The organism is Ferdinandcohnia sp. FSL W7-1320 (genome assembly GCF_038050315.1).
Taxonomy (GTDB): Bacteria; Bacillota; Bacilli; order Bacillales; family Bacillaceae_L; genus Ferdinandcohnia; species Ferdinandcohnia aciditolerans.
The window spans coordinates 1,327,791-1,348,104 of sequence record NZ_JBBPAM010000001.1 but is presented as its reverse complement, the minus strand read 5'-3'; the positions used below and the strand labels follow the sequence as shown (position 1 = coordinate 1,348,104).

General features: G+C 37.3%; 21 protein-coding genes. 7 read left to right on the top strand and 14 right to left on the bottom strand.

Annotated elements, in window-relative coordinates:
• Positions 1–12: 12 nt before the first annotated feature.
• Entirely contained in the window at positions 13–165 is a 153-nt protein-coding gene (locus tag NST91_RS06785) for a DUF2639 domain-containing protein (RefSeq protein ID WP_121449595.1), read from the bottom strand.
• A 938-nt stretch (positions 166–1,103) separates the two neighbouring features.
• Entirely contained in the window at positions 1,104–1,283 is a 180-nt protein-coding gene (locus NST91_RS06780) for an H-type small acid-soluble spore protein (RefSeq protein WP_121449594.1), read from the bottom strand.
• A gap of 124 nt (positions 1,284–1,407) precedes the next feature.
• Here NST91_RS06780 and NST91_RS06775 point away from each other — a divergent pair, with 124 nt between their 5' ends.
• The gene (locus NST91_RS06775; RefSeq protein ID WP_341330542.1) at positions 1,408–1,656 is read left to right on the top strand and encodes an atypical membrane-integrating protein (Mistic protein); all 249 of its coding nucleotides are present in this window, start codon (positions 1,408–1,410) and stop codon (positions 1,654–1,656) included.
• A gap of 21 nt (positions 1,657–1,677) precedes the next feature.
• Entirely contained in the window at positions 1,678–2,670 is a 993-nt protein-coding gene (locus NST91_RS06770) for a potassium channel family protein (RefSeq protein WP_341330541.1), read from the top strand.
• A 42-nt stretch (positions 2,671–2,712) separates the two neighbouring features.
• Here the strand turns inward: NST91_RS06770 and NST91_RS06765 are convergent, their stop codons facing one another.
• The 6 genes from NST91_RS06765 to NST91_RS06740 form a co-directional block, all read right to left on the bottom strand.
• The gene (locus NST91_RS06765) at positions 2,713–4,059 is read right to left on the bottom strand and encodes a glucose-6-phosphate isomerase (protein WP_341330540.1); all 1,347 of its coding nucleotides are present in this window, start codon (positions 4,057–4,059) and stop codon (positions 2,713–2,715) included.
• Positions 4,060–4,512: 453 nt separating this feature from the next.
• Entirely contained in the window at positions 4,513–5,676 is a 1,164-nt protein-coding gene (locus NST91_RS06760) for an iron-containing alcohol dehydrogenase (RefSeq protein ID WP_341330539.1), read from the bottom strand.
• Positions 5,677–5,811: 135 nt separating this feature from the next.
• On the bottom strand, positions 5,812–6,198 hold the full coding sequence (yugI, locus tag NST91_RS06755; RefSeq protein WP_121449589.1) for a S1 domain-containing post-transcriptional regulator GSP13: 387 nt from the start codon (positions 6,196–6,198) through the stop codon (positions 5,812–5,814).
• Between the two features lie 344 nt (positions 6,199–6,542).
• Complete coding sequence (locus tag NST91_RS06750) at positions 6,543–8,111, bottom strand: IS1182 family transposase (RefSeq protein WP_341329892.1); 1,569 nt, start codon at positions 8,109–8,111, stop codon at positions 6,543–6,545.
• A 175-nt stretch (positions 8,112–8,286) separates the two neighbouring features.
• Positions 8,287–9,456 carry an aminotransferase gene (locus tag NST91_RS06745; protein WP_341330538.1) on the bottom strand — a complete coding sequence of 390 codons (1,170 nt, stop codon included), beginning with the start codon at positions 9,454–9,456 and terminating at the stop codon, positions 8,287–8,289.
• The gene (locus NST91_RS06740; RefSeq protein WP_099361766.1) at positions 9,453–9,953 is read right to left on the bottom strand and encodes an Lrp/AsnC family transcriptional regulator; all 501 of its coding nucleotides are present in this window, start codon (positions 9,951–9,953) and stop codon (positions 9,453–9,455) included. The genes NST91_RS06745 and NST91_RS06740 overlap by 4 nt, the downstream gene beginning before the upstream one ends.
• Before the next feature lie 165 nt (positions 9,954–10,118).
• Here NST91_RS06740 and NST91_RS06735 point away from each other — a divergent pair, with 165 nt between their 5' ends.
• On the top strand, positions 10,119–10,922 hold the full coding sequence (locus NST91_RS06735) for an alpha/beta fold hydrolase (protein WP_341330537.1): 804 nt from the start codon (positions 10,119–10,121) through the stop codon (positions 10,920–10,922).
• An 864-nt stretch (positions 10,923–11,786) separates the two neighbouring features.
• Here NST91_RS06735 and NST91_RS06730 read toward each other — a convergent pair.
• Both NST91_RS06730 and NST91_RS06725 read right to left on the bottom strand, forming a co-directional pair.
• Positions 11,787–12,047, bottom strand: a complete 261-nt coding sequence (locus NST91_RS06730; RefSeq protein ID WP_341330536.1) for a DUF1871 family protein — start codon at positions 12,045–12,047, stop codon at positions 11,787–11,789.
• 14 nt (positions 12,048–12,061) lie between these two features.
• A complete protein-coding gene (locus NST91_RS06725) occupies positions 12,062–12,271 on the bottom strand; it encodes a hypothetical protein (protein ID WP_341330535.1) in 210 nt (69 codons plus the stop codon).
• A gap of 135 nt (positions 12,272–12,406) precedes the next feature.
• Between NST91_RS06725 and kapB the strand changes: the two genes are divergently transcribed.
• Positions 12,407–12,790 carry a kinase-associated lipoprotein KapB gene (gene kapB, locus NST91_RS06720; RefSeq protein WP_341330534.1) on the top strand — a complete coding sequence of 128 codons (384 nt, stop codon included), beginning with the start codon at positions 12,407–12,409 and terminating at the stop codon, positions 12,788–12,790.
• A gap of 180 nt (positions 12,791–12,970) precedes the next feature.
• Here kapB and NST91_RS06715 read toward each other — a convergent pair whose 3' ends face one another.
• On the bottom strand, positions 12,971–14,293 hold the full coding sequence (locus tag NST91_RS06715; RefSeq protein ID WP_341330533.1) for a C40 family peptidase: 1,323 nt from the start codon (positions 14,291–14,293) through the stop codon (positions 12,971–12,973).
• Positions 14,294–14,425: 132 nt separating this feature from the next.
• Positions 14,426–15,049 carry a 3'-5' exonuclease KapD gene (gene kapD, locus NST91_RS06710; protein WP_121446173.1) on the bottom strand — a complete coding sequence of 208 codons (624 nt, stop codon included), beginning with the start codon at positions 15,047–15,049 and terminating at the stop codon, positions 14,426–14,428.
• Between the two features lie 429 nt (positions 15,050–15,478).
• Between kapD and NST91_RS06705 the strand changes: the two genes are divergently transcribed.
• Positions 15,479–16,660: an MFS transporter gene (locus NST91_RS06705; protein WP_341333500.1), complete on the top strand. Its 1,182-nt coding sequence runs from the start codon at positions 15,479–15,481 to the stop codon at positions 16,658–16,660.
• A 175-nt stretch (positions 16,661–16,835) separates the two neighbouring features.
• Complete coding sequence (locus NST91_RS06700) at positions 16,836–18,704, top strand: transglycosylase domain-containing protein (RefSeq protein ID WP_341330532.1); 1,869 nt, start codon at positions 16,836–16,838, stop codon at positions 18,702–18,704.
• 13 nt (positions 18,705–18,717) lie between these two features.
• Here NST91_RS06700 and NST91_RS06695 read toward each other — a convergent pair whose 3' ends face one another.
• Entirely contained in the window at positions 18,718–19,275 is a 558-nt protein-coding gene (locus NST91_RS06695) for a DUF5366 family protein (RefSeq protein ID WP_341330531.1), read from the bottom strand.
• A gap of 116 nt (positions 19,276–19,391) precedes the next feature.
• Between NST91_RS06695 and NST91_RS06690 the strand changes: the two genes are divergently transcribed.
• Positions 19,392–19,961: a hypothetical protein gene (locus tag NST91_RS06690; protein ID WP_341330530.1), complete on the top strand. Its 570-nt coding sequence runs from the start codon at positions 19,392–19,394 to the stop codon at positions 19,959–19,961.
• A 29-nt stretch (positions 19,962–19,990) separates the two neighbouring features.
• Here the strand turns inward: NST91_RS06690 and NST91_RS06685 are convergent, their stop codons facing one another.
• Entirely contained in the window at positions 19,991–20,215 is a 225-nt protein-coding gene (locus NST91_RS06685) for a hypothetical protein (RefSeq protein WP_341330529.1), read from the bottom strand.
• Positions 20,216–20,314 lie beyond the last annotated feature (99 nt).

Below are 20,314 nucleotides of genomic sequence, written 5' to 3'. Positions count from 1 at the left end.
ACAGAAATTTATTTATTTGTCTTTATCAACTACTAATTCGAAATATAATTTTCGTAAGATATATGTTTTATACGTTTCTAGTTTTTTTCGCTCAACTGGATGCTGGTAAATCCCTTTTTCTTTTAATTGTTTCACGTACCAACCTTTTGATCCTGGATAAGCCATATCAAATCCCCCTCTTTTTTTACGCTTGTCCTATATGTATGCATGGAAAAGAAAAAGAATGAGTATCAAAAAAAATTTTTATAGGGTTTGTAACCTTTTACAAAACAGTTCGTCTAATTCAATGAAGTTTTCATTTCTCTCTTGCCTCTAATTACTCTCTCATAATTAGAGGCATTTTTTACTTCATTTCCCCTATCATTTATATATACAAAGAACCTCTAGGGTGTCCTAGAGGTTTTTTGGGTTGTATGAAAGATTCCATTATGCAAATAGTATATAAAAGAGGTGATTGTGTGAAGAAGGAGACCCTTAGTTGGATATTAACTGGTCTAGTGATTGCTTTTTTTCTTTGCTCATTCTTTTATTTTAGTTCGGATATTTTCGCAAAATTCATTAGTGGATTTTGGGATTAAAAAAAGCTCCCCTTTGAGTAAAATGGGAGCTTTTGTTTTGTTCTTTAATTTTTTATGTAGGGAACCTGGAAGTTCCCCGGCGAAAACTGGAGCTTTGTGTTGATTCTGACTCTGTGAACCTAGAATTTCTACTTGGTGTCTGAAGGCCCTGGTGATTCGGACTCTGTGAACTATAAAATACTTCCTTGTGTCGGAATGACAGGAGAATTCGGACTCAGTAACCTGAAAACTCTACGGTGAGTCCGAATACAAGGGGTTTTCTGACAGACTCAACCAGAAACTTATCCCCTGTGTCTGTATGTTAGCCTCATTCGGACTCTGTGAACCTGAAAACCCTACGGTGAGTCCGAATACAAGGGTTTTCTGACAGCCTTAACATGTAATTTGTACTCTATGTAAGAATTCTAGGCTCATTTACTCTGAGCACCAGTTACCTCTAAATCAAGACACTATGCCCGGATGATTCAGACAGAGTAACACCAGGTTACACCAACTAAACTCAACCGGCTCAAAAGACTTATGTACTTACATTTCCTCTAATTCAGCTACTGGGACAATATTTTTTTCATGCTCCCTACCTCTTAGGTGTACTGTGCACATATTCCCCTGCTCATCACAGCTATCAATCCATACTGAAGTACCTTGATAATGAACGGTTACTTCATTTGATGAAGATAAGATTTGCTTTGCTCTACGAATATCCATTCTACTCACTCCAAATTAATATTTTCTTCCCTCCAATAGTTTCCGAATTTCTAGGAAATTTATGCAAAGATAGCAAGTTTTTGAACACACTATATAGGAAAGGACCAAGGATAGGAGTAAACGTATGAAGCTTAATGAAAATGAGAAGAAGACACTTAGTGATTCGATTGATCGGTTAAATGAAGGCATAGATGTTGTCATTCAGTTATACAATGAGGCAGAAGAAGACAAGCCCCTGATTGAATTTGATCAAGAAGTTATTGAAGCCATTGAAAAAGCGAAGGAAACCTTTGGAGAAGAGGAGATTACTCGTAGGATTAATACAATTATAAAAGAGATCTTTGCCTTTCTACCAAAAGAGGAAAAAAAATAGATGTAAAAAGGAGTGGAGTGTTTGTTAACAAGTATCTTAGCTTCCTTTTTTAAGCGCTTTTTGATAGCCAAGCTCGTTGGGATTGTTTTATTAGTCATCATCATCTTTGGCTCCATTATTCACTTAATTGAGCCCGAAAACTTTCCAACCGTTTTCGATGGGGTTTGGTGGTCGATTGTCACCGCTGCAACAGTAGGGTACGGTGACTATACTCCAACTTCATTAATAGGAAGAATTGTGGGGATGTTTCTTATCTTTATCGGTGCTGGCATTGTAACCCGGTATTTCGCTGCAATTTCAACTGCAACCTTCGTTACCCAAAATGCATACCTTGAAGGCACGTCAGGATTCCACGGAAAAAAACACATAATTATCATTGGATGGAATGAACGTGTAAGGGAAACCATTTCGTTTCTTAAAGCTCCAGGTTCAGCAACTGAAATTTTGTTAATTGATGATTCCTTAGAAAAGAACCCGATGCCTGGCAATCATTTTCATTTTATTAAAGGGGATCCGACTCGTGATGAAACATTAAAACAAGCAAATGTTCAGAATGCAGATATGGTCTTAGTTACTGCCGACCAAGGCAAGGATGAAGTACATGCTGATATGCTAACCATCCTGACACTACTCGCGATAAAAGGGTTGAATCCAACGGTTTATACAATTGTAGAAATATTAACCACTCATCAGATTCAAAATGCAAAGCGTGGTGGTGCTGATGAAATTATCCAAACAAACCGGCTTTCAAGTTTGGTGATGGTCAATAGTATTTTTTCACATGGAGTGTCTGATGCATTACTGTCCATGTTGGTTGATTTAAAAGGTGTTAAACTTCAGTTTTTGGAAACTACTTTTGATTTAGTGGGACTGACTTTTCAAAAAGCGAGTGAAACTTTATTAAAGGAAGGAAAAATATTAATCGGAATTAAGCGAGGCGAAGAAATAACAATTAATCCTCCTCTTTCACTTGAAATACGAAAAAATGATCACATTCTAATTATAAAAAGTTAAAAGGGATTCTCCATTCGGGAATCCCTTTTACAATGATTCAGCTTATAAGCGTTTTTCTAGTTCAGCCTTCTTCTCTTCATAGCCAGGCTTACCTAATAGTGCAAACATATTTACTTTATATGCTTCTACACCAGGTTGGTCGAATGGATTTACACCTAAGAGGTATCCACTCATCGCGCATGCTTTTTCAAAGAAGTACACAAGGTATCCAAATGAATACTCGTCCATTTCTGGTACATGGACAATTAGATTTGGTACGCCTCCGTCTGTATGAGCAAGCATTGTACCTTCGAATGCTTTTTTATTAACAAAATCCACTGATTTTCCAGCTAAATAATTTAATCCATCTAAATCATTGTCTTCAGCTTCAACAATTAATTCATGACGGGATTTCTCGATATTAATGACTGTTTCAAATAAATCACGTCGTCCTTCTTGAACATATTGTCCAAGTGAATGGAGGTCTGTTGAGAAGTTTGCTGATGATGGGTAAATTCCTTTTTGGTCTTTCCCTTCACTTTCGCCAAACAATTGCTTCCACCATTCAGAGAAATATTGAAGACCTGGTTCATAGTTGATTAGCATTTCAATTGTTTTGCCTTTGTTGTATAGTGCATTACGAACCGCAGCATATTGGTAAGCAGCGTTTTCTTCAAGCTCTGATTTAGAGAAATCAACACTTGCTGCTTGTGCACCCTTCATCATTTCTTCAATATTTGCACCACTTACGGCAATCGGAAGTAGTCCAACAGCTGTTAAAACAGAGTAACGGCCACCAACATCATCAGGAATAACGAAGGATTCATAGCCTTCTTCAGTTGCTAAAGTTTTTAATGCGCCACGTGCTTTGTCAGTTGTTGCAAAGATACGGCCACGTGCTTCTTCTTTTCCGTATTTTTCAATTAACATTTTACGGAAGATACGGAAGGCTAGTGCTGGTTCAGTTGTTGTTCCAGATTTAGAAATGACGTTAATTGAATAATCCTTACCTTCAAGTAAGTCCATAAGGTCTTTCATATATGTAGAACTGATATTGTTCCCTACAAATACGATTTGTGGGGTTTTACGCTGTTCCTTTGTTAGGGAATTATAGAAGGAGTGGTTTAACCAATCAATAGCTGCTTTAGCACCAAGATAAGAACCACCGATACCAATTACTAGTAAAATGTCAGAATCTGATTTGATTTTTTCAGCACTTTTTTGAATGCGTGAAAATTCTTCTTTGTCATATTCGGAAGGAAGGTCTACCCATCCTAAGAAATCACTACCTGCGCCTGTTTTTTCATGTATAGAATGGTGTGCGACCTTAACCGCATCACGTAGATATGTAATTTCATGTTCTCCAAAAAAAGTTAATGCTTTTGAATAATCGAAACGAACATGTGTCATTATTAATACCTCCACCCTTTAATTTTCAATGCCTCTTTTCACTGTAACCAAACTTTTCTGTTAAATCAAGACCGCCGGCTTACTGTAAGCGTAACCATTGAAAAAATAATTAAAGCAAATCTTCCTTGGCATATTTGCGCCCGATTTTTAGGCCCACGTGGGTCATAAAGAAGTTGCCACAAGCAGTGGTGTTCTTAGTCTTTGAACTTACTGCGAGATACAGTGAAGCTTCAATCAGTAGAAATTATTCTGCCGTTTGTTAGTTGAACCAATCGGGCATTTACTGGTAGTTGCCCTTCATGGGGGCTTAGCACCAGTTAATTACAGAAAAAACTCCCATCGAAAAATAGTGGCTTCCGCCGATAGCTTTAACTTTATATAGCCATGGGGGTGAATAAAGTTAAAAGGCTCACACATGTAGTATGAGCCTTTTTCACAGTTTATAACGATCAATTATAGAGATGCTTTTAGTATTTCAAGCGAATCTTGTTTGCCTAATAGTTTAAAGCGACCAAATTCACCGAATACAACTGTTTTGTCAGCCATTAGTTCAAGGTTTTCTTCACCAATGTCGTAATCTGCCAATCTTGATGGTGCACCGATGCTGCTCCAAAATTCTCTTAGCTTTTCGATCCCTTCAAGTGCTACTTCACGTTCCGTTTTTCCTTCAGTATCGACTTCAAAGACACGAACCGCCAATTGCTTGAAACGGTCTACATTTTCATCCAGAACATGCTTCATCCAATTCGGGAATAGGATCGCAAGTCCACCACCATGAGGAATATCATAAACAGCGGATACGGCATGTTCAATATTATGTGTAGCCCAATCCCCACTATATCCCATGTTTAACATTTTATTTAGTGCAAGCGTTCCATTAAGCATAATGGTTGCTCTGTAATCATAATTTTCTAAGTCATTAATTAGTTTTGGCGCCGTTTCAATGACCGTCTTTAGTATAGACTCACACCATCTATCTTGGGTTAATGTGTTAGGTTCATGATGGAAATAATGTTCCAACACATGTGACATCATATCCACCATTCCATACACCGTTTGATCCTTTGGCAGTGAATATGTATAAACTGGATCTAATATTGAAAACTTTGGAAACACCGCAGCGCTTCCCCATCCATATTTTTCATTCGTTTCCCAATTTGTAATGACAGATCCTGAATTCATTTCTGAACCTGTCGCAGCTATTGTTAAAACTGTTCCTAAAGGTAGAGCGTCAGTAGCCACTGCTTTTCGAGACATAAAATCCCATACATCACCATCATATTTTACGCCCACTGCAATTGCTTTTGTACAGTCAATAACACTTCCACCGCCCACAGCGAGCAAAAACTCAATGCCTTCCTTACGGCAAATTTCGATTCCTTTTCTGACTGTAGACAAACGAGGATTGGGTTCTACTCCAGAAAACTCGTGTACCTCTGCCCCTATTTCATTTAATTGGTCAATGACTTGGTCGTACAAACCATTTCTCTTGATACTACCGCCACCATATATAAGCAATACTTTTTTTCCGTACTGGGGTATTTCAGTTTTAAGTTCTTGTACCTGACCTTTACCAAAGATAAGCTTAGTTGGGTTGTAATATGTAAAGTTTTCCAAAATTATCGCCTCCTGTAAAAAATTATGGCAATGTTACAACATGTTGTAAAGCAGTTTGCTCTTAACATTATCTTCTATTTTTCTTTATATATGTAAAAAAAGAGGCTATTCAGTGAATGCCTCTTTTTCTGGTTCTTAGTTAAAATTCGATTGTTCAATCCACTCTTCAAGCTTATCCTTTAAAGTGTTGAAACCTTGAGGGCTTTCAGCATTTGCTGGTTGTGCTTGTGCTGGACGTTTTTTTGGCTTAGCAGTTCTTTGTGCCGGCTTTTCTGGTGCTTCCTCAGTTGCACGAATTGATAGACCGATTTTTCCTGCTCCTTCATCAATAGATAAAATCTTTACATTTACTTCATCGCCAACTTTAACATGTTCGTTAATATCTTTAACAAAACCATGAGTTACTTCTGAAATATGAACTAAACCTTGTGTATTTTCGTCTAAAGCAACAAATGCTCCATAAGGTTGAATTCCTGTAATCTTACCCTTAACAACACTTCCTACTTCGAATTTTTCTGTCATGCTACCCAACTCCTAAAACTTTAGTTTACATACCTTTTATATACGCAATAAATAATTATAACACAGAATGGCCATTTATTCAAAAAAAGAACCTTTTCGCTTTTAGAGTTACCATTTCGAGATGAAATTATGAAAGAGGTAATATTTATCATTTCGATAATAGCGGGATCTGTGCGGTGTTTAAAATAGGTGATTATTGGAGATACTACTTTCAAAGGCTTTCTAGTATTCCCCTTTTGTATGTAGAGGCTGGGACATTAACTAGCTTCGAATAATGAAAAAGGTGAGTTTGAGCACGCTCAAACTCACCTTTTTCTATTTTTCGTGTAAATTCTCCTATTACCTTAGTTGTTGGCAGTGAATTTTCTTAAATTCACTGCCATTAAAGCTAGACCCATTTCGTTCTCCACCTTCGATTTTCCTCGAACAGAAAATCGGGAGAAACGCAAATTAGCTTTCAAGAATCCAAAAACTGGTTCCACATCGATTTTGCGTTTTCGATAGAGGGCACTCGTTTTCTCTTCTGAAAGCTTCGCTCTTACGTATTCTTTTTGCTGTTCCCACTTTTCATTCACCATTAGTTTTCGATTGTTACCTTCTTTGGCTTTTGTACATGATAAGCGGAATGGGCATCCCGAACAGTCTTCGCACTCATAGATTTTGAACTTCCGTTCAAAGCCTGTACGGTCAGTGCGAATAGAATGATATTGAAACTCAAGACGTTTATGATTAGGGCATGTATATGTATCTGTTTCTTCATCATACTGCCAATTGTCAGGGTTAAATATGTTTTGTTTAAACTTTTTGTTTTGTTCCTTCAAATACAGGTTATAAGTGATAAGCGCTTCTCGTTTTCTATTGGAAAGGATATCATTATAGTTTTGTTCACTACCATAACCTGCATCTGCGACAATGTGTTTCGGTAACTCGAAATAATGCTGCTCGATTTCATCTAGAAATGGAATTAACGTACGTGTATCTGTTGGATTAGAAAACAAACTATAAGCAAGAGTGTATTGACCTTCCGTTGCGATTTGTACATTGTAACCAGCTTTCAACTGTCCATTTCTCATATAATCTTCTTTCATTCGCATAAATGTCGCATCAGGATCCGTTTTAGAATAGCTATTACGTGTGCCAAAGATTTCTAAGTCTTCTTGGTATTTCTGTTTACGTAAGACAAAATCAATCAATTGCTTACGTACTTGTTTCGGATATTTGCGTTCGCTTCTTAAAGCTTTTCGTTCTGAAACATCTGATGTAACTTCAATTTGTTTATCATACTCGGTTACGACTTCGTCTACTTTTTGAACCAATTGAGTGAGCTCTTCCAACGATAACTGTTCGGTGTTTTCGCGTTCAATTTCAGGTATGATTTCGTTCTTAAGTAGCTCGTTGTATAGCTGGTTTGACTTTTCAATTAAGCTTTCACTATATTTCTCAATGGATTTCTTCCAAACGAACGTAAATTTATTCGCATTCGCTTCAATCTTTGTACCATCAATAAAAATAGCTTCTTGATCAATAAGTTTTTCTTCAACTAATTGGCAACGGAATTGGACGAAACATTTGCGAATTAAATCTTTCACTTCTGATTGAACACGGAATCGGTTGATTGTGCGGTAGCTTGGTTCATACCCTTGAGCTAACCACATCATACGGATACTATCTTTTAATAGGGCTTCGATTTTGCGTCCAGAGAAGACAGATTGCGAGTAGGCACACAAGATAATTTTAAGCATCATGCGTGGATGATAAGCAGGACAACCCTCATTTCGAAGAAATGGTTCGAATGCTTCTTGCGGGATACTTTCAACTAAATGATGGACATGGAAGGCAATATCATTATTTTGTAATTTTACTTCTAAATCTAAAGGCAAAATTAATTGATTCATGTTATAATCTTTAAACATAAGGACACTTCTTTCTGTTTGGATTTTGTGTGGTAACTTAATTTTAACAAAGAATGTCCTTATTTTTTATTTAAAAATAATCAAAGCCTGTGAAATTTTACTCATAGTAAAAATTCACAGGCTTTTTCAGTTCAGAGGAGGGTTTTGTCCCAGCCCCATTTTTTTATACAGTTTTTTATAAAAGATTGTTGTTTTTCAAGAATCGGCCCATTCGTTTGACTGCTTCTTGGAGTTGCTCTAGTGAGGATGCATATGAGCAGCGAATAAACCCTTCACCACTTTCACCGAATACATTACCAGGGACAACTGCTACCCTTTCCTCCATTAGTAAACGATGCGCAAATTCCTCAGATGATAATCTTGTTGCTTTTATAGACGGAAATGCATAGAAAGCACCGCCTGGCATATGACAAGTTAGTCCAATTTCCTGTAACGAAGATACAAAAAAGTTTCTACGCTGACGATAGCTTTTTCTCATATATTCTACATCTGAATGTCCATTTCGAAGTGCTTCGATTGCTCCGTACTGAGCCATAGTCGAAGCACACATCATTGTATATTGATGAATTTTCAACATTGCTTCCGAAATTTCCCTTGGAGCAGCAGAATAACCTAAGCGCCATCCAGTCATAGCAAAACCCTTTGAAAATCCAGATACCAGGATTGTGCGCTCAAACATCCCAGGGATACTTGAAAAACTTGTATATTTGCCTTCGTAGGAAAGCTCAGCATAAATCTCATCTGAAATCACAAGTAGATCGTGCTTTTCCACAATTTTAGCAATTGCTTCAAGTTCTTCCTTCTTCAACATAGTTCCTGTTGGATTATTTGGAGAACAAATAATAATGGCCTTTGTACGTTCTGTTACTACTTTTTCTATTTCTTCTGGCTGTAGCTTAAATTCATTTTCAGGTCTAGTGTGTACAGGGATTGGAACTCCACCTGCAAGCGAAACGATTGGGCTGTACGCAACAAAGGTTGGTTCTACAATGATAACTTCATCACCTGGGTCGACAATTGCACGCAATGCCAAATCAATTGCTTGGCTTCCGCCAACCGTCACAATAACCTCATTTTCAGGAGTATATTTCACCCCAAATGACCTATGTAAATAAGCTGAAATTTCCTGTCGTAGTTCAAGAAGTCCTGCATTTCCAGTGTAAGATGTAATTCCTGACTCGATAGATTGGATGCTTGCTTCCCGAATTGACCAAGGTGTTACAAAATCAGGTTCACCCACACCCAACGAGATGACACCTTCCATCGTTACCGCTAAATCAAAGAATCGACGGATTCCGGAAGGTTGTAATTCTTGAACTTTTTTAGAAAGGTACTGAGAAGTCATGGTGTCACCACAATCCGTTTGTCATCTTCACCTTGATCAAAAATAGTTCCATCATGTTTGTATTTTTTCAAAATAAAATGTGTTGTAGTCGAAAGAACAGAATCAAGTGTTGAAAGCTTTTCAGATACGAAAGAACCAACTTCCGACATCGTTTTACCTTCAATTACCACAGATAAATCATATGCACCAGACATTAAATAAACCGATTTTACTTCTTTAAAATGATAGATGCGTTTAGCAATTTCATCAAAGCCTACACCCTTTTTCGGGGTTACCTTGACATCAATCATAGCTGTTACACCTTCATGACCTTCAACTTTCTTCCAGTCAACGATTGTGTTATACTCCACAATAATCTTTTGATCTTCAAGTTTTTGAATAATGCCATCGACTTCATCAACACTTTTGCCAACTAATTTTGCAATTGTTTCCACAGGAAGTCGTCCGTTGTTTTCAATTATCTCAAGTATTTCAATTTCATTTTCCTGTAACTGCATAATGGTCACTCCTAGTAATTTGAAATGAATTTTTGTCATTTATTATATCAGATAAATGAATAGTATATTGAATTATTTTATATTCATTCGAAATTTTATGAGTTTTTCTATCCCCTTAGGTAAAAATAGGGATAAATCAATAGTGTAGGATGTGGACGTTTATCAATGGATACGATACAAATTAAAGGAGTAAATCTTCATTATGAGTTATACCAACATAATAAAAAGAAGCCCGTTCTTGTCATGTTGCACGGTTTTTTATCATCCTCATTTAGCTTTCGAAGACTGATTCCCTTTTTAGAGGAAGAGTATACCATCTTATCAATTGACCTTCCCCCTTTTGGGAAAAGTGAAAAATCGACTAGCTTTACATATTCCTATTCAAATATCGCGTATGTGGTATGTGACTTGATTCGGTCTTTTCATTTTTCAAAAGTGAATTTAGTTGGCCATTCGATGGGTGGACAAATATGTCTATACATTGCAAAGCAAGCACCTGATTTAGTAGATAAATTAATACTGTTGTGCAGTTCAGGCTATATGAAACGAATGCCAAAGTCTTTAATCTATTCTTCCTATCTTCCCTATTTTCATTTTATTGTAAAAAGGAAGCTAGCTAAGCAAGGGGTATTACATAATTTACGTAATGTCGTGCATAACCATGAGCTCATTGACCAAGAAATGATTGATGGATATACAGAGCCCTTTATGGATAACCGAATTTTTATGGGATTAACACGAATGATTCGCCATCGTGAGGGAGATTTACCGTCTGAGGAATTAAAAAAGATCAAGCATCCTGTCTTATTAATTTGGGGAGAAAAAGATCGAGTCGTTCCAATTTCTGTAGGAAAAAGGCTTCATCAGGACCTGCCTAATTCTAGTTTTGTTGCCATTAAGAATACAGGACATTTGGTTCCGGAAGAATGTCCTGAGAAGGTATCCGAATATATTTCACAGTTTATCTAGCTGTTCTAGGTCCAATCCCCTTTCATCACGTCTATGAAGGGGGGTTGGTGCGGCTTTTCCCACTCATTTCCTCTTCATCGCGTCTATGAAGGGGATTGGGTGCGGCTATTCGCACCCGAGTCCTCTTCATCACTCTATGAAGGGGATTGGGTACCTCTATTCCCACTCATTTCCTCCTCATCACGTCTATGAAGGGGATTGGGTGCGGCTTTTCCCACTCATTTCCTCTTCATCGCGTCTATGAAGGGGATTGGGTGCGGCTATTCGCACCCGAGTCCTCTTCATCACATCTATGAAGGGGATTGGGTACCTCTATTCCCACTCATTTCCTCTTCATCACATCTATGAAGGGGATTGGGTACCTCTATTCCCACTCATTTCCTCTTCATCACGTCTATGAAGGGGATTGGGTGCGGCTATTTCCACTCATTTCCTCTTCATTAGGTCTATGAAGGGGATTGAGCGCGGCAATCCCCACTCGTTTCCTCTTCATCGCGTCTATGAAGGGGGTTTGGTGCGGCTTTTCCCACTCATTTCCTCTTCATCACGTCTATGAAGGGGATTGGGTGCGGCAATCCCCACTCATTTCCTCTTCATCACATCTATGAAGAGGGTTGGGTGCGTCAATATTAGATTATTTCCTCTTCATCACGTCTATGAAGGGGATTTGTAACAAAAATTCCCGCTCCAGTCCTCTTCATCAAGTCCATGAAGGGGATTTGTAACAAAAGTTTCCGCTCCAGTCCTCTTCATCACGTCTATGAAGGGTAAACCGAGAGAGCCAATATTCCTCCTCGTCCAAATCAGCAATGACCCGTACAAAACGAATTTAATAAACAAAAAAGATGGGTTGCCCCAACTTTTTTACAGTTCGCACGTTGCATTATTTAAAATGGCTAAGAGTTTCACAGCCATTTTCTCACACTCTTTTAGCGGGATGACTTCCTCAAAAGAGAATTCAAAAATAGACTGTATTTTTCTTGCTAATTTACTTGGATTATCAAATTGATGGGCTGCCTGTATAACATCCACCGCTTCTGTTTCATAGGAACCGACTCCATAACCTAGTGGATCCCATTCTTGCAGCACAATCATAATTTGTAAATTGGCCTGTTGATTTTCCATAGAATCACCTAAAATTACTTCGTGAGATTGTTTTTGTCATGTTTTATTAATTGCTTCTCTAGTTCCTCAGCTTTCGCTTGTTCTTTTTTCGAATGCTTGATAAATAAACGGAACACAATAAACGCAACAATTAAGCAAATAACAGTGGTTATTGCAGCTGGAATATATTCTGTTTTATCCTCAGGGAAATATAGAAACAGGTTTAATACTGGTAAAAGCAGCATTCCTACACACCTTTCAACCTAGAATGATAGCTTTTTACATTATAACACAAACCTAAGACGTGTTATAAGATGCTTGTTCGAATGACGTCGGTTATAATGGATAGAGTTATAAATATGCAGAAGGAGTGATTTGAAATGTCTGATGAATTTAAAGTTGGTGACATTGTAACTGGAATTTATAAGACTGGAAAATATATTGGAGAAATTACAGCAATTAAGCCTGAGCATTATCTTGTAAAGGTAAAGGCTGTCTTAAAGCATCCAATGCAAGGGGACATTCATTCACCGAAGGATGTTCATGTTCCACTTTTTCAAGAACGGAGAGCACTTGCATTTAACGAGCAGACAAATGTTCCGAAAAAGATGGTACGTCATTACACAGAGGACGTTCCAGAATATAAATCCTCATTAAGAGAAGCAGTGGAAAAAGCAAAAAATGATTTAGAAGCTGAAGGAACAGAATGGGCACTGCGCAGTCTTGAAAACATGAACGTGTTGGAGAAAGATTATTTTAAATAAGTCATTCCAGTTGAATTTTGGGCTAATGACCATCAAATTTATTTATTGGCCGTAAATTTATTTTATCGGCCATATTTTTAGCTTATCGGCCATATTTTTAGCTTATCGGCCATAAATCACAATTATTGACCGCAAACATAGAAAACCTACGGATTAAGTTGTTCCGTAGGTTTTTCTTTTTTAGTAAACCCGCTTGGCTCCTACATAGTATTTGGACCAATACGTATTATCCATCGATACAACGTCTATTCCCTTTGAGGATGTGGCGGAAATAAATTTGTTATTCCCTACATAAAAGCCAACATGGGAGATTCGGCCTGTATCATTGACCGCAAAAAACACGAGGTCTCCCTGTTGTAAATTTGATTTAGAGACAGGCGAACCCATCGTATAATAGCCTGCTGAGGTGGTTCTTGGGATGTCAATTCCATGCCGTGCATGCATAAAAGAAACGAAACCAGAACAATCAAATCCTGCTGTTGTCGTTCCTCCCCACAGGTACGGAATTCCTACAAAGTTATAAGAGTCATTCACTAAATCTTGAAGCACCTGCTCACGATTTTGTGTTCCTTGTTCAGCTTGAGCAGTCCCACTCACATTTAAAACTTGTCCAATTGAAAGTGTATCTGTTGCCAGATTATTGATGCTTTTAAGCTCTGTCACACTAATATTATAAGTTCGAGAAATTCCATACAAAGTATCTCCTGCTTTTACAGTATATGTAGCACTTGCTACATTTTGCTGTGGGGCTTTCGCTGTAGTTCCTAGTTGTAATTTTTGTCCCACATATAGCATCGATGATGTTAAGTTATTATTTTTCATGATTTGGTCAACCGTTGTGTTAGCTCGCTGGGCTATCGAATACAAAGAATCCCCTGGTTGCACAGTATAAGTGTTGCCTTGTATTTGAGTAGTCTGAGGTGCAGTACCGATTACTTGTAGGGTTTGTCCCACATGGATGGTGTTTGAAGTTAGATTATTTAATTGCTTTATTTGATCAACACTCATGTTATAAGAATTAGCAATGGAGTAAAGTGTGTCTCCACGGGTTACCGTATACGTTGCTGTCTTTTGTGGAGGTTTGGCCTCACTAATTACAAGTGTTTGTCCTGGGTAGATCATATCACCAGTTAAATGGTTCAAATGTTTTACCTGGGACACGGTTAAATTGTATTGTTTTGCAATTCCATATAGTGTTTCACCGTTTGCAACCGTGTGTGTTGTTTGGGTACTTGCTTGGTTATTGCTCGCTGCTTCTACTTTAGAGGAATGGTGTCCTCCCACTAAAGTAATTGTAGCGATTACCATTGTCCCCATCATGACTTTTACGATATTCGGATTTAGGGTAGGGACTTTTTCTTTGAGGTACATTCGAATGCTTTCGTTTAGATGAAGCTTTTTTCCATGTTCCGGTATACCAATTTCACTTGAAAATTCCTCCAACTGGGGATCTATATATAAACATACAGTTTGTGGATTTTCTATTTTATGGCCAATAAACATAACGCATCCCTCCTTTTGAAATTAGGATATCCTAACGGGATGCGATTATTTTTCAAATCAATTGTAAAAATTCGACAGTGCTTTCAAATGATAAAAATAAAAACCAATTCACTTGATTAGCGAATTGGTTTTTTATAATGCAAACTTATTCAATACTTTCGAGAAATCCACTCGATCGCCGATAGTTGTTGGCTCGGGTCTGGCTAAATAGCGTTTATCATTTTCGACTAATTTGAATATATTAAAGGTTGTAAGTGCGTCATCGAGGGCACAATGATGTTTGCCTGTCCCTTCTTTGCCGTACTCTTGAACCGCCTTCCAAAGACCTGTCTGATTTTGGTCCCCAAAAAAGCGTTTATATTCCATGGACAAGTCCCTTTGTTTTCCTTTAAAAGGAAAAGGAATTCCAGCCCGTTGAGAATTATGGCGCAATACCTTCATATCCATATTTCCCCATGTGATGATGGTGCTAGATGAATGATTTTCATACCCTGCGAGCTTATTAACCAACTCCTGAAACGTGATACCATGATCGACTTGCTCTTGAGAAATGTTTAAAAAGGATTTACATCGTTCTGTTAATGTAGGAAATTTTATTGGTTTCACATATGATGAGTATTGTTCGATTATTTTTTGGTTTCTCACGCAAACAAGGCCAACTTCAATAATCTCGGGATAAAATCCTTGTGGGTTGTTTTTTTTCTCTGGCATAGTAAATTCAAAATCAATAAACAAGTATTGATGCTGATTATCCACTCCTTAACCTCCTTTGTCATATCAGTCTATTAATATGAAATACTACCTTTACAATACAAAACCGACGAACATCTTTTAAATATTATAGCACGGTTTACTGCATTTTTCAGAATATATTTATAATATATATGCTATTTCTCCTTAACTATATTCAAACGGGCTTTGGGCCCGTTTGAATATAATTATAGCCTCCGGCGGATGCCATGATTTTTCAGAGGAAATTTTCGAACTTAAGATCAAAGACTAAGAACGCCACTTCCTGTGGGAACGTCTTTGTGACCCACATCCTGTGGGCCTAAAAAATCAGGCGCAAATACGGCAAGGCGTATTTGATTAAGTAACAATAATATTCTATAATATTTAGTAAGTCGAAATATTCGAGTTAAGAAGGTGTTTCCGATTCAAACAGCAAAGCGAAATCTTTTGATCATGTGGTTTGCAAATTTCTTTGTTGCTGCAAGTGCTACAATGATAATGCCATTTCTCTCTTTATACATCGAAACATTTGGTGATTATTCAGATAGCTTTGTACAACGGTGGGCTGGATTAGTTTTTGCAGCAACCTTTGTTACGGCTTTTTTTATTTCACCGATATGGGGACGTTTTGGTGATCGAAATGGCTATAAAAAAATTCTTATCATTACAGGCATTGGTATTGCCATTAGTATTTTTTTAATGGGCTATGTGCACTCTGTAAAGCAATTATTTTTCTTAAGACTCTTCATGGGTGCTGTGACAGGTTTTATTCCAACCTCCCTTGCCCTCATTTCTGCACAAACTCCTAAAGAAATTGCCGGAAAAACGTTAGGAACACTTCAAATGGGAAATGTGTCAGGCGCATTATTCGGCCCTTTATTAGGTGGATTGCTTGCAGATGCAGTCGGTTTCCAATATACCTTTGTCCTTACTGCAATCGTCATTTTAGGGGCAGTCGGACTCGTTGCTATTGGTATTAAAGAGGTACGGACCAATGAAACAAGTACTACTGCAAAAAAGTATACACGCAAAGAGGTTTTAATCCATATTCTCAGACATCCTGTTTTACTAACCATTATGCTTATCTCAACACTCATCCAGGTCGCTAATTTTAGTATTCAGCCCTTACTTGCATTATATGTCACGCATTTAACAGACAGTAGTAATATTGTGTTTTTAGCTGGAATGGCATTTTCCGCGACCGGTTTTGGAAATTTATTATTCACGAGACAATGGGGTAAAGTCGGTGACCGCATTGGCCATGAAAAAATCTTAACATTCCTCTTGCTTGCGTCCTCGATAATGTTTATTCCGCAAGGACTCGTAACCGAATTATGGCAGCTTGTGGTTTGCCGATTTTTATTTGGTATGGCGGTTGGAGGGCTCATTCCTTGCATGACTGCGTATATCCGTCAGGTTGCACCACTTTCTATGCAAGGCGAAGTTCAGGGCTATAATGTAAGTTTTCGGTTTTTAGGTAATGTTATCGGTCCGATCTCTGGTGGAATTCTTAGTGGATTTTTCGGAATTTCTACTGTCTTTTTCGTAACAAGTGGCCTTTTTTTAACCGGTGCTATAATCTTATGGCTAAGTGTTGTTCGGCATTCTCAAAAATCAACTCAACAAGCTGCTTAAACAGATGGCGATTGCCATCTGTTTTAATTTTATCCGTGGGTGTAAGCCTTCGGTGGATGCAACAATTTTTCTAAGGGAATTTTTCTAGCGGCTCGAAAAAAATCGGGCGCAAATACGCCAAGGCGCATTTGATTATATATAATAAAAGTATAACTTTTTGAGAGAGTGTTAGTTTATGAGAAGACAAACAGGATACATTATCACTTTTTTTCTTTTTCTATTGTTTTTGTTTGTGCTATTTCAATTGACTGGAGAATTAAAAGTTGCAAAAAGTTTTCCAGCTGTGCTGGATGAAAAAATCCCAATTAATGAAGTAGTATTACCGCAAACAAGTTACATAACTGATCGAACAGGAAATGTTATTTCAGAGATTCACCATAGTGAGAATCGGCTCACTCTCACTAAGGACGAGATTCCGCAAATTGTGAAGGAATTGTTTATTACTATTGAAGATCAGCATTTTTATGAGCATTTAGGCTTTGATATATCCGGAATAAGCAGGGCTGCTCTTGTTAACTTACAAAATGATTCTATTGACCAAGGTGGAAGTACACTTACGCAGCAGCTAGCAAGAAATCTCTATTTAACCAACGAAAAAACCTATAACCGAAAGTTAAGTGAGCTTTTGTATTCGTACCAACTTGAGCGGAACCTTTCTAAAGAAGAAATAATAACATTGTACATAAATGCAATATATTTTCAAAATGGGGCATATGGGATTGAAACTGCTTCTCAGCTTTATTTTAATCAATCCATCAAAGATGTTTCACTTGCGAAAATTGCCTTTTTATGTGCCATACCAAATAATCCCTCACTTTATAATCCAGTTACGCATTTTTCAAATACAAAAGAAAGACAAGAGCGAATTTTACTTAACTTAGTCGATGCAGGCAAAATCACAAAAGAGGAATATGAAAAAGCCATACATGAACCAATCGAACTTACAAAAAAGGAGAACATGATCGACCGGTATCCTGATTATACAACCTATATTTATCAAGAATTTGAGGAATTAATTGCTGAAAAAGAAGGATTTAATCAAAAAATAAATTCAATATCTTCAATTACTGAAAAAGAAAAACTGCAGAAAGAATTAGATACTAAGGTAGCAGAAATTCTTAAATCTGGGATCATCATCGAAACAGCATTGAATCCTACAATACAGGAAGCCGCTATCCATTCCGTAAAACGATATTTACCAAACGCAAACGTTCAAGGTGCTGCTGCAGTTATCGAACATAGCAGGAATCAACTTGTCGCGATTGTTGGGGGGAAAAATTACGAAAAGTTTTCCTTTCACCGTGCATACCAAGCATTCCGTCAACCTGGCTCAGCGATTAAACCATTGCTTGTTTATGCACCTTATCTTGATCAAACCGGTTCCTCTATCTCACAGACTATTAATGCAAACAATTATTGCAAGAACGGATATTGCCCGCGAAATTATGGCGGTGGCCAGTATGGAAATGTTAGTTTACAAACGGCTTTCAAGTATTCCTATAATACCCCTGCCGTTCGACTGTTTGAAAAGGTTGGGGTTGAGAATGGTTTCAAGTATTTAGATAAACTTAACTTTTCAAAGGTGGTAAAAGAAGACCACCATTTACCCGCGGCCATTGGCGGTTTTACATACGGAATGTCCCCTTTAGAAATGACAAATGCATTTGCAACATTTGCAAATAATGGTGAATTTATTCAAGCTCGTGGAATTACGAGGGTAACTGATTTACAAGGAAAGATCCTATATGAATGGAAGGAACAACCTTCACCGGTTTGGAGTCCTTCAGCTAATCAAAAGGTAAAGTCATTACTTGCGGACGTAGTAAAATCTGGAACAGCTAAAGAAGCGAATTTTTCAAGTGATTATATTGGTGGGAAAACAGGAACCACAAATGATGTAAAAGATCTATGGTTTGTCGGATTAACCGAAAAATACACAGCTGGTGTATGGGTTGGGCATGATCAAAACAAAAGCATTTACTATATGGAATCAAGCAAACCGCAAATTTATATATGGAAGGATATTATGAAGGCGAGCCAATAATTGGCTCGCTTTTTTAGATTGGTAAGCTAGCGATAATACTGTTGTATAACCGTATACATACATAGGTTACCGTCATAAAAAACGTGAACCAGCTTAGTGTATGAAAAAAGACTAATCCAATTAATCCACCGAAAGTTAAGGTGTCCTGAATTTTATAGACGAAAAAAATAAAATATCCAAGAGTTGCAAGTAACAGGACAATGACGATGCCATAAAAGGACTGGACAAAAGCAAGTGAAACCGTACCTCCAAAAAGATAGAAGAAGGAACCTACTCGGATTTTTGGTAAACTCTCTCCATTACTGTCCCTCGTGAAAAACAAAAGAGAAAGTTCAAGCAATGTATTCGAGATTAATTTTAAAGCGGCAAATATCATGAAATAAATCAGGAAAAACACAAAAAAAATCGCAAAATTAATCCAGGTTGGGGAGAAAAAGTCCTGCATGCCACGGTAAATACCAATTTGCTTAAGTAGCTCTAATGTATTCAATTCCGTCAAAATCGCAAAAGAGACACTAAAAAGGATAATAGAAATAAGCGGAAAGTAACTCGTAAAATATGTATTCTTCATTTTCAATTCCTCATATCAATACTTCACTGTGTTGTTCTTTTCGATTTTAGTGGTAAATCTCTTTTTTGTAAATACATATAGAGTAAGGACTACTATTCTGAGAAAAGAGGGGTTAGATGAAAAAAGGGTTATTATTTTTAATACTTATCTGTTGTTTTGCTTTTTTCACCTTCTTAAGTACGGCAGGTGCTTCTGGTGAATCAGATTTCACAAAAGCGGTTAATGAGAAATTGAAGGAAATAAATTATTATGCGGAAGGTTCTGCTGATGTGATTAATACCATTACAAAGGAAGCAGAAATTACAAAAGTCATCACCGCGGATGATCCAAGCACAGAGAAAAATGAAGAAGAAATTGATACGTATAAAGCAAATGTTGTCGTAGGGCACGTAGCATATAAATTAAAACGCGATAGCATTTTTTATATTCAAAAACATGAATTCTTTTATTATGATACAGAAAACCAAGAATTCCTAATGCTTTCAAATTTCCCTGATGATCAAGAAATCGCTGCACTATACGATGATTATATGAATGCTGGTTATGAAGCTGGTATTTCATTAACCTCGAAATTATTATTTAGTTTATTTATTCTCTTGGCTCTTCTTGGATGTCCTATCTTAATTATGATGTTCCATAATAAGGCTATTCCGGTTCCAATGGTAAGAAATAACAGTACGTTTTAGGATGAGATGCTTTTTGTCCCATCCTTTTTTTATTTTCGATGTTCAATCCGAATGTATTCACGGGGTTTGAACTTTGGATAGACCGTGGTTTCCTCAGTTTGTGTAGAATCAACTGTTTGTATTTGAAATTGCTGCTGGCTATCGATTTGTTCTTCTACGATATATTCTCTCTTCGTTTGGTCGTGAATCACCCACGCTATAGTAAACAAGAAGGCAAAAATCGCAATTGCCACAATTCCTTTTTTTACATTCACAAAACTCACCTCTTGCTACTAGCATTTATTATAAAAAGAGGTTTTATACAAACTTTTTAAAAAAAATGAGACATGGGTTAAACCCATGTCCCTCTTTCA